The organism is Streptomyces sp. NBC_01717 (assembly GCF_036248255.1).
Lineage (GTDB): Bacteria > Actinomycetota > Actinomycetes > Streptomycetales > Streptomycetaceae > Streptomyces.
This window is the reverse complement of the sequence record NZ_CP109178.1, coordinates 1,037,675-1,051,147: the sequence shown is the minus strand read 5'-3', so window position 1 is coordinate 1,051,147 and position 13,473 is coordinate 1,037,675. Positions and strand designations below refer to the sequence as shown.

At 68.8% G+C, this 13,473-nt stretch carries 10 protein-coding genes; 5 read left to right on the top strand and 5 right to left on the bottom strand.

The genetic code is table 11. The features are described from left to right. Positions 1-24: 24 nt before the first annotated feature. Together OHB49_RS04995 and OHB49_RS04990 are read right to left on the bottom strand one after the other, a co-directional pair. Positions 25-753 (bottom strand): response regulator, encoded by a 729-nt coding sequence (locus tag OHB49_RS04995; protein ID WP_329158252.1) that lies wholly within the window; start codon positions 751-753, stop codon positions 25-27. Further along, a complete protein-coding gene (locus tag OHB49_RS04990; RefSeq protein ID WP_329158250.1) occupies positions 750-5,033 on the bottom strand; it encodes a HAMP domain-containing protein in 4,284 nt (1,427 codons plus the stop codon). The genes OHB49_RS04995 and OHB49_RS04990 overlap by 4 nt, the downstream gene beginning before the upstream one ends. 130 nt (positions 5,034-5,163) lie before the next feature. Here OHB49_RS04990 and OHB49_RS04985 point away from each other — a divergent pair, with 130 nt between their 5' ends. Continuing rightward, positions 5,164-7,050: a SpoIIE family protein phosphatase gene (locus OHB49_RS04985; RefSeq protein WP_329158248.1), complete on the top strand. Its 1,887-nt coding sequence runs from the start codon at positions 5,164-5,166 to the stop codon at positions 7,048-7,050. Between the two features lie 185 nt (positions 7,051-7,235). Here OHB49_RS04985 and OHB49_RS04980 read toward each other — a convergent pair whose 3' ends face one another. Further along, positions 7,236-8,174 carry a GlxA family transcriptional regulator gene (locus OHB49_RS04980; protein WP_329158246.1) on the bottom strand — a complete coding sequence of 313 codons (939 nt, stop codon included), beginning with the start codon at positions 8,172-8,174 and terminating at the stop codon, positions 7,236-7,238. A gap of 206 nt (positions 8,175-8,380) precedes the next feature. Here OHB49_RS04980 and OHB49_RS04975 point away from each other — a divergent pair, with 206 nt between their 5' ends. The 4 genes from OHB49_RS04975 to OHB49_RS04960 are packed head-to-tail and all read left to right on the top strand — an operon-like array spanning position 8,381 to position 10,207. Then, positions 8,381-9,070 (top strand): DJ-1/PfpI family protein, encoded by a 690-nt coding sequence (locus OHB49_RS04975; RefSeq protein WP_329158244.1) that lies wholly within the window; start codon positions 8,381-8,383, stop codon positions 9,068-9,070. A 56-nt stretch (positions 9,071-9,126) separates the two neighbouring features. Further along, positions 9,127-9,447, top strand: coding sequence for a hypothetical protein (locus OHB49_RS04970; protein WP_329158242.1), 321 nt, complete (start codon positions 9,127-9,129; stop codon positions 9,445-9,447). A 2-nt stretch (positions 9,448-9,449) separates the two neighbouring features. Continuing rightward, positions 9,450-9,917, top strand: a complete 468-nt coding sequence (locus OHB49_RS04965; protein ID WP_329158240.1) for a DUF2269 family protein — start codon at positions 9,450-9,452, stop codon at positions 9,915-9,917. A gap of 2 nt (positions 9,918-9,919) precedes the next feature. Then, positions 9,920-10,207: a DUF3817 domain-containing protein gene (locus OHB49_RS04960; protein WP_329158238.1), complete on the top strand. Its 288-nt coding sequence runs from the start codon at positions 9,920-9,922 to the stop codon at positions 10,205-10,207. Positions 10,208-10,252: 45 nt separating this feature from the next. Here OHB49_RS04960 and OHB49_RS04955 read toward each other — a convergent pair whose 3' ends face one another. Both OHB49_RS04955 and OHB49_RS04950 read right to left on the bottom strand, forming a co-directional pair. Continuing rightward, the gene (locus OHB49_RS04955) at positions 10,253-10,525 is read right to left on the bottom strand and encodes a DUF6225 family protein (protein ID WP_030976057.1); all 273 of its coding nucleotides are present in this window, start codon (positions 10,523-10,525) and stop codon (positions 10,253-10,255) included. Between the two features lie 129 nt (positions 10,526-10,654). Beyond that, entirely contained in the window at positions 10,655-13,312 is a 2,658-nt protein-coding gene (locus OHB49_RS04950) for a SpoIIE family protein phosphatase (RefSeq protein ID WP_329158236.1), read from the bottom strand. Between the last annotated feature and the right edge of the window lie 161 nt (positions 13,313-13,473).

Sequence of the window (13,473 nt, the reverse complement as noted above, 5' to 3'; positions counted from 1 at the left end):
GATCGTGACGATCCGAGTGCCTTCCTACGTCTCGCGTTCCGCCATCAGCCGTCCCACCGCCTGTTCCAGTTCGACGATGCGGTCGGCGAGGTCCGCCCCGCCCGGACCGTTGGCATCTCGTAGCAGGAGTTCCGCCTGGGCGAGTTGGCCGACGACCTCGGAGAGTCGGTCGGGCTCTTCCGGGGGTGCAGAGCCTTCCGCGGCGTCCGTAGGGTCCTGGCGGCCCGTAACGTACGAAGGCTCGGTGGTTGCGTCAGCCGGGGCGGGGGCGGCCGGCGCAACCCCGGGGTGGCCGCCGTCCGCCGTCAGGAGGCGCTTCAACTGGTCGGATTGGTCCACGAGCTGGCGGTTCTTGCGGAAAAGATCGAGGAAGACGTTGACCTTGGTCCGCAGCAGCCAGGGGTCGAACGGCTTGATCAGGAAATCGGCGGCGCCCACCGTGTAGCCGCGATAGGCGTAGTTCGGATCGACTGCGGCTCCGGTCAGCAGGATGATCGGGACGTCCTTCGTCTGGTCGAGGCCCTTGATGTTGGCGGCGGTCTCGAAGCCGTTCATGCCCGGCATCAGCACGTCGATGAGCACGACCGCGAATTCCTGGCGCAGCATCGCCTTGAGGGCTTCCTCACCCGAGCGCGCGCGGACCACATGGCCCAGCGAGCCGAGTACGGCTTCGAGGGCGACCAGGTTCTCCTCCATGTCGTCGACGATGAGGATGCTGGCGGTCTCCGATGCTGCTGCTTGTGGCGCCGTCATGATGGCCGTCCTGTCGCTCCGTCGTCATCGTCCCTGTTTCCGAGAGCGTCGCCGTCGTCCCGGTCCGTGGCGCGGACGTTGTCCGAGGGATCCGGCCGCGGCTCCGGCAGAGTGCACTGCGGGTCGAAGAGCCGGCAGATCACCGACAGCAGGCGGTCGACGTCCACCGGCTTGGGGACGTAGTCGTCGGCGCCGCTCTCGATGGCCTTCTCGCGGTCACCGGGCATGGCCTTCGCGGTGAGCGCGATGATCGGCAGATCCGCGAAACGAGGTGTGCGCCGGATCGCTCTGATCATCTCGTATCCATCCATCTCGGGCATCATGATGTCCATCAGCACCAGTGATACGTCAGGTGTCCGATCAAGGACCTCGAGGCCCTCGCGGCCGTTCTCCGCGTACTTGACGCTGATGCCGACGCGGCCCAGCACATGCGTCAGTGCGAAGACGTTCCGGATGTCGTCGTCGACGATGAGGATGCAACGGTTGGCCAGCACCCCGGCGAGGCGACCACTCAGCCAGTCCCTGAGCCGGGTCGTCTCCGGCCAGCTGACGCCGTCGTCGCTGCCGTCGGGCCGGCCTCCGGCGCGGGGCGCGGACTCCTTGGGCCTGAACACATCGATCTGCGACGTGGGCCCGGGCTCGGCAGCGGCTCCGGGCCGGCCCGTCAGAGCGGTGAGTCCGGCGGCGGCTCGGGTGGCGCCGCTCGCGGGGCGCGGTTCCACCGCGGCGAGGGCCCCGGGGGGCGGACCCACGTAGTGCACGGGGACGAAGAGGGTGAAGGCGGAGCCGACGCCCGGTTCGCTCTCGGCGATGATCCGGCCGCCGAGCAGTCCCGCCATGTCCCGGCTGATGGAGAGGCCGAGCCCGGTGCCGCCGTACTTGCGGTTCGTGGTGCCGTCGGACTGCTGGAAGGCCTCGAAGATCTGGTCGAGCTTCTCCGGCGCGATGCCGATGCCGCTGTCCTTGACGGTCAGAGCGATGACGGCGTCGGCCTTGCGCAGCGTCTCCTCCTCGAAGTCCGAGACCGTCGAGCGTTCGACGATCAGTTGCACTCCGCCGGAAGAGGTGAACTTCATCGCGTTGGAGAGGAGGTTGCGGAGGATCTGCTGGAGCCGCTGCTCGTCCGAGAAGAGTTCGAGCGGTACGTTCTCGCCGACCTTGATCTCGAACGACAGGCCGCGGTCCAGAGCGAGCGGCTGGAACGTCGCCCGTACGTAGTCGAGCAGTTTGATCAGCGGCAGCTTCTTGGGATGCACATCCATCCGGCCTGCCTCGATCTTCGACAGGTCGAGGATGTCATTGATCAGCTGCAGCAGGTCGGAGCCCGCGCGGTGGATGGTGACGGCGAACTCCACCTCCTGCGCGGAGAGGCGGTCGTCGGGGTTGTCGGCGAGGAGCCGCGACAGCACGAGGAGCGAATTGAGCGGGGTGCGCAGTTCGTGCGACATGTTCGCCAGGAATTCCGACTTGTACTGGGAGGACGTGGCCAGCAGTGCCGCCTTCTCCTCCAGCTCGGCGTTGGTGAGCTGCAACTCGTCGGAGCGCTTGCGCAGTTCGGCCGTGAGGCGCTGGGATTCCGAGAGGAGGGACTCGGTACGGGAGTTGGCGATGATGGTGTTGATGGAGACACCGATGGTGTTTACGAACTGGTCGACGAAGGCCAGGTGGACCTCGCTGAAGCTGCTGAACGAGGCCAGTTCGATGACTCCGAGCACCCGGTCCTCGAAGAGGATCGGCAGGATGACGACGCTGGCCGGGGGCGCGGCGCCGAGGCCCGAACTGATGGTGATGTATTCGGTGGGGACGGACTCGATGAGAATCCGCCGTTTCTCCGTTGCGGCCTGGGTGACCAGACCCCAGCTGGGGGCGTCCAGGCTGAGCCGGGTACGCCGGCGGCTGACCTCGGGCTGGCCGGTGCCATAACCGGCCAGGAGCTCGAGGTCCTCGCCGGGCTCCGCGCCCGGTTCTGCCAGGAAGAACGCTCCGTACTGGGCGTTCACCAGAGGGGTCAGCTCGCGCAGGATCAGGTCGGCGACCTCGACCAGGTCGCGGTGGCCCTGCATGAGTGCGGCGATACGGGTCAGGTTGGACTCCAGCCAGTCCTTGGCCCGGGTGGTCTCACGGAGATTCGCCACCATGAGGTTGATGTTGTTCTTCAGGGCGGCGACCTCGCCCTGGGCCTCCACCGAGATGGAGCCGGACATGTCGCCCTGCGTGACGGCGCTGGCTACCTCGGCGATCGCGCGCACCTGGGTGGTCAGGTTCAGCGCCAGCTCATTGACGCTGGTGGTCAGCCGCTTCCAGGTCCCGAAGACACCCTCCACCCGAGCCTGGCCGCCCAGCTGGCCCTCGCTGCCCACCTCGCGGGCCACTCGAGTCACCTCGGAGGAGAAGGCGGAGAGCGTGTCGACCATGGTGTTGATCGTGGACTTGAGTTCCAGGATCTCGCCGCGCGCGTCCACGTCGATCTTCTTCGACAGGTCGCCCTCCGCGACGGCGGTGGCGACCTGGGCGATGTTGCGGACCTGGGAGGTGAGGTTGTCGGCCATGAAGTTGACGTTGTCGGTGAGGTTCTTCCAGACGCCCGACACACCGTGGACCTGAGCTTGGCCGCCGAGTCGCCCGTCGGTACCGACCTCGCGGGCCACCCGGGTCACCTCGTCCGCGAAAGCCCTCAGCTGCTGGACCATCGTGTTGACGGTGTCCTTCAGCTCCAGGATCTCGCCGCGCGCGTCGACATCGATCTTCTTCGACAGGTCGCCGTTGGCGACGGCGGTGGTCACCTGGGCGATGTTGCGGACCTGGGAGGTCAGGTTGAGCGCCATGCGGTTGACGTTGTCGGTGAGGTCCTTCCAGACCCCGGAAGCGCCCCTGACCTGTGCCTGACCGCCGAGGTTGCCTTCGGTGCCGACCTCGCGGGCGACGCGGGTGACCTCGTCGGCGAAGGCGGACAGCTGGTCGACCATGGTGTTGATCGTCGACTTCAGCTCCAGGATCTCTCCCTTGGCCTCCACGGTGATCGTCTTGCCGAGGTCGCCCTCCGCGACGGCGGTGGCGACCTGGGCGATGTTGCGGACCTGCGAGGTGAGGTTGTCGGCCATGAAGTTGACGTTGTCGGTGAGGTCTTTCCAGACCCCGGATACGCCCCTGACGTGGGCGCGGCCGCCGAGCTGGCCCTCGGTGCCGACCTCGCGGGCGACGCGGGTGACCTCGTCGGCGAAGGCGGACAGCTGGTCGACCATGGTGTTGATCGTCGACTTCAGCTGCAGGATCTCGCCCCGCGCGTCCACGGTGATCTTCTGACTGAGGTCGCCGTTGGCTACGGCGGTGGTCACCTGGGCGATGTTGCGGACCTGGGACGTCAGGTTCGACGCCATGAAGTTGACGTTGTCGGTGAGGTCTTTCCAGACCCCGGATACGCCCCTGACCTGGGCGCGGCCGCCGAGCTGGCCCTCGGTGCCGACCTCGCGGGCGACCCTGGTGACCTCGTCGGCGAACGCCCTCAGCTGGTCGACCATGGTGTTGACCGTGAGCTTCAGCTCCAGCAGCTCGCCGGTGGCTTCGACCGTCACCTGCTGCGTCAGGTCGCCGCGCGCCACCGCCGTCGTCACGACCGCGATGTCCCGCACCTGCGCCGTCAGCCGGGACGCCATCGTATTGACCGCTTCGGTCACGTGGAGCCAGTCCCCCGACAGTCCCTGCGCCTTCGCCCGGCCGCCGAGGCGCCCCTCGGTGCCGACCTCGCGGGCGACCCGGGTCACCTCGCCGGTGAAGAGCGAGAGCTGGTCCACCATGCGGTTCACGCCGATGCCCAGGCGCCGCAGGTCACCGCGGAGCTGGCGGCTTCCCTCGTGCAGATCGACGTGCTGGGTCAGATCGCCGTCCGCGACGGCGTCGAGCACCCGGGTGGCCTTCGCGACGGGTACCACCAGTGCTTCGAGCACCGTATTGGCGGCCTCGACGTTCGTCGTCCAGGTCCCCGTGCCGGGACTCGCCGAAATCCGCTCCTCCAGTCGTCCCTGTCGGATGATCTCGTGGCGCACCCGCTGGAGCTCCGAGGCCAGATGTGCGTTGCGCGCGACGATCTGTTGGAACACCCCGGCCATTTCGGCCAGCACCCCGTCCGGCAGGGCGGCCCCGTCCCGTTTCTCCGGGTCCTCCACGCGCGCTGTGAAATCACCGTCGCACAGGGCTTTCATCGCGGCGAGCAAGGGACGCAGATCGCTCGTACGAACCTGTCCGTCCGGCTCTGTGTCGGGCTGGGTCGAGTCCAGTGTCATGGAGCATTCTCCGCCCAAGATCCATTGGTGCACACCAGAGGTTCATTGGTCACGCATGTCATAGTATAAAGCGCACGAAAATAGTGCTTTCCAGGCGTAATTGGTACATACAGGGGGAAGGGGGATTCCGTTGTCCGTACACACGACCGAATCCGTGTCCAGGAAGGGGTTGCAGGCGAATCAGCTGGCAGCCGCCCGGGCGCGGGAATTCGTGTGTGCGGCGCTCCAGGGGTGGACGGCGCCCCTGAATGGGGACGGGGCGTCCGACGCCGATACGGCTTCCGATGAGGGCGCGGCCCCTGCGCCGACGGCGATCCCCGAGGAGCTCGTCGACGATGCCGTCCTGCTTGTCAGCGAGCTGGTCACCAACGCCGTCATGTACGCAGGCACCGATATCGACGTGGTCTGCCGCCTGGAGCGGGACCCGGCCACCCGGTTGGGTGTCGTCGTGGAGGTCGCGGACCGCCACCCCTCCAGGGGGGTACGCGGTGGAGCGGACACCAAGCGTGACGAGCCCGGCTACGGCCTCCAGCTGGTGAGCGCACTCTCGGAGTCCTGGGGCGTGACCTACCGGCGGGCGGAGAAGAGGGTCTGGTTCCGGCTGGAGGCCGCGGAGGGAGACACTGCCGCGACAGATTCGGCCGCCTCCCGGCCCGGTGTCACCAAGCCCGGCAGCACCGGGCGCCACAGCGACGCGCAGCCCTATGACGCAGGGCCATCCGTACATCCGGCGCATGCCCAGGGGTACGCCGCCGAGTGGTCCGACCGTGGCGGCCCGTCGTTCCTCGCCGAGACCAGCGAACTCCTGGCGGGCCAGCTCGACGAGGCCATGGTCACCGCGCTCGCGGCCCAGATGCTCGTACCCCGGCTCGCGGACTGGTGCGGCATCTGGCTGAACATGCCCGGGATGGGCCTGCAACTGTCCCGGGTCTGGCATGCCGACGAGCAGCGCATCACTCCGCTGCGCGAGGAACTGGAACGGATTCCGCCGCCTTCCGCGGTCCGCATCGGGGGTACGCCCTGGCCGTGGCCGGAGAGTGCCGGCGTCGCCCATGAGGGCGGGTCGGCGTTCGCCTTCCCACTCATCGCCCGCGATTCCGACCAGGGGATACTGCTGCTCGGCCGGGCAGGGCAGCCGCAGATGACCGACACCGTGGTGCGGATGGTCCAGGATGTGGCCCGCAGAGTCGCGCAGGCCGTGTACACCGCTCGCCAGTACACCCGGCAGCGCAGGATCAGCGCCGCGCTCCAGCGCAGGCAGCTGCCGGCGGCGCTGGCCAGGATCGTCGGCGTCGATACGGCGATCGTCTACGAGCCGCACGGCGAGGGGCAGACCGTAGGCGGCGACTTCTACGACATCTTCCCGAGGGGCGAGAACCACTGGTGCTTCCTGCTCGGGGACGTGCAGGGAAAGGACCCGGAGGCGATGTCCGTCACCGGCCTGGCCCGCCACCTGGTGAGGCTGCTGGCGCGCGAGGGCCATGGCGTCGAGTCGGTGCTCGGCCGGCTGAACGTCGCCATGGCGGAAGAGAGCGCCGAGGCATTCGCGCTCGGTGCCGAGCAGACCGGCTCCCGCTTCCTGAGCCTGCTGTACGGGGAGCTGACGGTCGACCCGGGCGTGCCCGGGGCCCACTGCACGGTCGCCACTGCGGGCCATCCTCCGCCGCTGCATCTGTGCGCCGACGGCAGGGTGGAACCGGCCTCCGTACCCCAGATGCTGCTCGGCATCGATGAGGGCGCCGAATTCCGGGCCGCCAGCTTCGACCTCGCGCCCGGTGAGACGCTGTTGTGCGTTACCGACGGCGTCACCGAACGCCGCTGCGGCAACTGGCAGTTGGACGACAATGACGGTCTGGCCGATGTACTCAGGCAGGGCATGGGGCTGAGCGCGAAGGCACTTGCGGAGCACGTACGACGGGCGGCGCACGACTTCGGGACGGGGCCCGTCGAGGACGACCTCTCGGTACTGGTGCTGCAAGCGGTGGCGGGGGAGAAAACCTGTGCGAGGCGGCCCTGAACCTCGACGGGCAAGCAGAGAGGGTGCTTGCTCAGGCCCGAGCGTCGTCGTCGAGAGCTTCGGATGCCGCGCGAAACGATTGCGGCCCCCACGTACAGCCCGCGGCGCGGGTAGCTCGGGTTGTCCCACCTCGGTCGGCTCGACGTCCTTCCCGGGTCCACTCGGCGGCAGGACGTACAGAAGGCTCAGCTGAAGGAGCGCCGGTAGGTGTGGGGGCTGACGCCGGTGGTGCGCCGGAAGCGGTCGCGGAAGGCGGTGGGCGATCCGAAGCCGACCTGGGCACCGATGCGTTCGACGGAGTGGCGGGTGGTCTCCAGAAGGTGCTGGGCCTGCCGGATGCGGGCCCGGTGGAGCCACTGGAGCGGGGTGACCCCGGTCTGTTCGCGGAAGCGCCGGATCAGGGTCCGGGTGCTGACTCCGGCCCGAGCGGCGATGTCGGCGAGGGCCAGATCGCGGCCCAGGTTGTCCTGGAGCCAGCTGAGCAGGGGTTCGAGCTCGGAGCCCTGTGGGGTGGGTATGTGGTCGTGGACGATGAACTGCGCCTGGCCACCCTCGCGTTCGAGAGGGACGACGGACAGGCGTGCGGCGTCGGCGGCGACGGCCGAGCCGTAGTCGCTGCGGATCATGTGCAGGCACAGGTCCAGGCCGGCGGCGGCTCCTGCCGAGGTGAGGATCTGCCCGTTGTCGACGTACAGGACATCCGGGTCGACCTCGATGTCGGGGTGGGCGGCGGCCAGGAGACCGGCCGCGATCCAGTGGGTGGTGGCGCGCAGGCCGTCCAGCAGGCCGGTGGCGGCGAGAGGGAAGGCGCCCGAGCAGATGGAGGCGATACGGGTGCCGTCCTTCGCCGCGGCGAGCAGCGCGTCGCGGACAGCGGGGGTGAGCGGGGCGGCGGGGTCGGCGGTGCCGGGCACGATGATCGTGTCGGCGCCCTTGAGGCCGTCCAGTCCCCAGGGCGCACGCAGACGGAAGGCGCCTGCGTCGATATCCGGCTGCTCGGCGCACACGCGGACCTGGTAGCCGGGGCGCCCGTCCGGGAGGCGGGTGCGGTCGAAGACCTCGATCGGGGTGGACAGGTCGAAGGGGATCACCTGGTCCAGGGCGAGAACAGCAACGGTGTGCATGGCCAGAACATACCTGCCCGCCCTGTCGCCGACTCGGACATCAGGGAACCGTGAACAGCCATTTGTCCAGCTCAAGACCCCATGACCTGGCGATGGCAATATCCCGTTGAAACATGTCACCAACGCCACTGGGCGGTCGAATGAAACGTGCATAGCGTCGAGGTCCAGCCGGTGCAGACCGGTCCCTCGCACGTGAAGGAAGTTGCATGCACGCCCAGATCGTCCTGTTCGACGGCTTCGATCCGCTGGATGTCATCGCCCCCTACGAGGTGCTGTACGCCGGTGGAACCGCCTCCGGCGGGGCGGTGAGTGTGGAGCTGGTGTCCGCCGAGGGACCCCGCGCGGTGGTCAGCGGAACCGGGGGGCTGGCGCTGCAGGCGGCTGCCGCTCTCGACCCCGGCCGTGCGGGCCTGGTCCTGGTTCCCGGAGCCTCGGGCCGTGTCGGGGAGCCCGGCGAAACACCTGACCTGGAGGCCGGGACGGGCGAACAGAAGCAGGACGACCTCATACCCGTGCTGCTGGGCCGCACCTTGAACACCGAACTGCCGGCGCTGCTGAGAGCGGCCATGCACAATCCGCAGGTGACGGTCGGCGCGGTGTGCGGCGGCTCGCTCGTACTGGCCATGGCCGGCCTGCTCGAGGGCCGCCACGCCACGACCCACCACATGGGCCTGGACATGCTCGATGCCACCGGCGTCCATGCGGTTCACGCCCGCGTCGTCGACGACGGCGACCTGGTCACCGGCGCCGGCGTCACCTCCGGGCTCGACCTGGGCCTGTACCTGCTGGAGCGCGAAGTGGGCCCCCGGATCGCCCACGCCGTCGAGGAGCTGTTCGCCCACGAGCGTCGCGGCACCGTCTGGCGCCCCGAGGGCCCCGTGCCCACCGGCCTCTGACCACGCCCCTTCTCGGGCACCTGTTCACCGCACGCACCGTAAGGAAGTACAGCAGCATGTCTGTCGAAGGCACCTGGGACCTGTCCATCTCGACCCCCATCGGCACGATCAAGGCGGTGGTCGAACTTCGCCGACAGCACAGTGTCCTGACCGGGGTCGCCCACGGGGCGGGGGAGGAGGTCCCGCTTGCCGAAGTCGCCCTCGACGGCCACCAGCTCACCTGGAGGCAGGCCGTCACCCAGCCCATGCGCCTGAACCTGGTCTTTGCGGTGACGGTCGACGGCGACACCCTGGTCGGCACGTCCAAGGCCGGACGCCTGCCCGCCTCCAAGGTCACCGGCCGGCGCCGGGCCACCCAGCCGGCGACGGAACACTGACCATGACGAAACTCCTCCTCTCCCTGCACGTCCTGGCCTCCGTCCTGGCCATCGGCCCCGTCACCGTCGCCGCGAGCATGTTTCCCAAAGCCCTACGCCACGCGCACAGCGACCCGGGCGACCGCGAGGCGCTCACGAACCTGCGGATGCTGCACCGCATCTGCCGCGTCTACGCGGCCATCGGCATCGCCGTCCCGGTCTTCGGGTTCGCCACGGCCGGCAGCCTCGGCGTCCTCGGCAGCGGATGGCTGATCACATCGATCCTGCTGACCGCGGCGGCCGCGGCCACCCTGGCCCTGCTGATCCTGCCCGCCCAGGACCGCGCGCTCGCCACCGCGCAGACCCCGGGCGCCGGCTCCGGGCCCCGCTCGGCCGGCCGCCTCGCCATGCACACCGGCGTCTTCAACCTGCTGTGGGCCACCGTCACCGTCTTGATGATCATCCGCCCCGGTTCCACGACGGGAGTGTGACCGTGAACCTCCGCCACCTGCGTATTGCGGCCCAGGGCGAACTCATCTCACTGATCATCCTGCTGACCAACCTCGCCACCGCCCACCTCGAACCCATTTCCTCCCTGATGGGCCCCACCCACGGCTGTGCCTACCTGTTCGTCGTGGTGGCCACCTGGCGCCTCGAGCAGGCCACACCGGTCACCAGGGCCACGGCCGTCATCCCTGGCATCGGCGGTCTCCTCGCACTGCGCCGGCTCAACCGCCCCGACCTCGTTCACCAGCAGGGTGAGGACGTCATCCGGCCCTGACCCGCGCCCCACGGTGACTGACAGCCCGGTCGGAACGCGGCCGGTTCAGTCGAGAAGGTCGTACCTGTCCGGCTCCCAGTCGGCGAACAGTGTCAGCGCCTGCTCCGTCTCGGTGCGTTCCGGCGCGGTGGAGGTGGCCGGCCACCAGTTCTCCACCTGATGTGCGTCCACGAGGACGAAGCCGCGGTATCCATCGAAGTCACCGGGGTCGCTCGCCACCCCGATATGGATGGGCGCGTCATCGGGGAGATCCTTGAGGGCATCGCGCAGCTGGGCGGCGTTCCAGATCTGAGGGGTGTGCTCGAAGGTGTCGGTCATGCGCACAGGTTGCCGCAACGGGGTGTCCTGCCGGCGGAGACACGGCTGCTTCCCGGGCCGAAGCGCTGATCCGGTGCAAGGGCGGGGCAAGGATCGGACGAATTGCCGGGGCAGACGGCAAAGAACAAGCTAAGAGGGAGCTTCACCGACGGCAGGGTCCGCCGGCAGGGCCTGCTCCACCCAAATGGTCTTGCCGGTGGGCGTGTAGCGCGTGCCCCACTGCTGCGCCATCTGGGCGACGATGAACAGGCCACGGCCGCTCTCGTCGTCAGCGGCGGCATGGCGCAGATGGGGTGAGGTGTGCCCGGTGTCGGCGACCTCGCAGATCAGGGTTTCGTCGCGGATGAGCCGGACGTGGATCGGGCCGGCGGCATAGCGGATGGCGTTGGTGACCAGCTCACTGACGATGAGTTCGGTGGAGAACGACAGCTCGTCCAGCCCCCATGTTCCGAGTTGCGCCGTGGTCACGGCGCGGGCCTTGCCGACCATCGCCGCCTCCGCGGTCAGCTCCCACGTAGCCACCTGGTGTTCGTCGAGCATCCGTGTGCGTACGAGGAGCAGGACCGCGTCGTCGTTCGCCGGCCCTGGCACCAGGGTCGCGACTGCGCGGTCACAGAGTTCTTCCAAGGGACGCCGGTGCTGGGCGAGGGCTTCGGTGAGCAGACCGAGTCCGACGTCGATGTCGGCATCGGCCGCCTGGACGAGCCCGTCGGTGAAGAGGGCGACAAGGCTGCCCTGCGGCAGCTGGAATCCCATGGTCTCGTAGGGCAGACCACCCAGTCCCAGCGGAGGGCCCGGCGGGAGATCCGGGTAGGTGGCGACGCCGCTGTCCGACAGGACGACCGCGGCCATCGAATCGCCGGCGCGCGCCATGCTGCACTGTCCCGACACCGGGTCGTACACCGCGTACAGGCACGTCACCCCCAGGGCGTCGTCCTCCCGGGGTCCCGCGCCGCCGGCACCATGAACGGCCGCCCGCTCCTTGGCGGTCTGCCCGACCACGTCGTCCAGACGCGAGAGGAGCTCGTCCGGGTCGAGGTCCAGGCGGGCGAGGACGCGTACGCCGGTGCGCAGGCGCCCCATGGTGGCGGCGGCGAGCAGCCCGTGGCCGATCACCTCCCCGACGACCAGGCCGACACGCGTTCCCGACAGTGGGATGACGTCGAACCAGTCACCGCCCACCCCGGACCGGCTGTCGGCGGGCACATAGCGGCTCGCCATCTCGACAGCGGTCGGCTGCGGCAGCCGGTGAGGAAGCAGACTGCGTTGAAGCCGGAGGGCTGCGGCGTGCTCGCGCGTGACGACCAGCATCAGCACGACGCCGAGCAGCAGGGCCCCGAGGCCCACGACAGTGACCCCGCCCGTCAGTCCGATGAACGGCAGGTCGATGGAGGTCGCACCGTAGCGGGGGTCGGCGTAGACGACGAAGGCGGCGTAACAGAAGAGGAAGAGCATCGTCAGCGCGCCCAGACCCGGCAGCAGGCCCTTGAACAGGAAGTCCCTGCGGCTGCGGGTGAGCACCCTGCGGAAATACCAGACACAGGCGAAGCCGGTGAGGCCGTAGTAGAACGTGATCGCGAGCCCGACCGACTCGATGGAGTCGGCGAGGACGTTGTCGCTGATCGCCGTCAGCAGGACGAGGAAACCGACGGAGGCCAGGCCCAAGGAGACCGTCGACCAGGTCGGGGTGAGGAATCTGCGGTGCAGTCGGGCGAACCGGGAGGGGACGGCCTTGTGCGCGGCCATGGAGAAGACGGTCCGGGCCATAGGGAGGATGGTGGTCTGGGCGGAGGCCACCGCGGAGGTCAGCACCATGAGGATCAGCAGCTTGGAGAAGAAGGGCCCCGCCCCGTGGCTGCCGAAGACGGCGTCGCCCAGACCCGAGAGCACGTCGCCCGCGTTGTCCCTGTTGCCGAGCCCGATCCCGGCGGAGCCGACTCCCGCGAAGGCCTGCGCCGAGGTGGCGACCAGGGCGTAGATGACCAGCAGCAGCACGACGGAGATGACCGCGGCGCGTCCGGGGATGCGCGTGCTGTCCGCGGTCTCCTCGTTGACCGTGACGGCGGTGTCCCAGCCCCAGTAGATGAAGACGGCGGCGAGGATGCCCGCCGTCAGCGCCTCGGCCGATGGCACGTGGAGGGGGTTGAACCAGGAGGCGGAGACGTGGATCGCCATCTCGGGGTTGCCGGTGTACACCTTGACCAGGGCGGTGACGGCGAACAGCAACAGTACGGCCACCTCGATGAACAGGAGCCACCGCTGAACGGCGGCCGAGATCTCGATGCCGACGTAGCAGATCGCGGTCATGACGCCGATCCAGATGACACCCGCGAGGGTGGTCCACACCCTGCTTTCCGTGAGGGAGTCGTAGCCCAGGAGCCGGAAGCCGTAGATGCCGGCGATCTCGGCGAGGTTCGCCATGACGATGATGTCGGCGACGATGATGCCCCAGCCGCCCATCCAGCCGGTGCGCGGGCCGAACGCACGGGTCGCCCAGGTGAAGGTGGTCCCGCAATCGGCGTTGCTCGCGTTGAGTTCCTTGTAGGCGTACGCGATCAGCAGCATCGGGACGAAGGCCAGCATCGTGATGATCGGGGCCTGCAGTCCGACCCCCGCCACGATGAGGCCCAGCGTGGCCGCGAGGCTGTACGCCGGGGCGGTGGACGCCAAGCCGATGGCAACGGAGGAGAGCAGTCCCAGGGCACCGGACTTGAGCCCTTTTCTACCCGCGCCTGAGTCGAGTGCGAGCGGCGCGTCGGACGCGCCAGGGCTACGGGAGTGCTTCACACCGGATGCCAACCTCCTCATTTGCCTTCCGACCACCATTTTCGCCGCAGGCGAGGAGGCCTGCCACGGGAAACAGGGCTGGATGATCCACGCCACTGAAAATCAGGACCAGTGGCACCGGACCGCCGAAGTCCAGCCCGACCGGGCCGGGGGGAGTACGG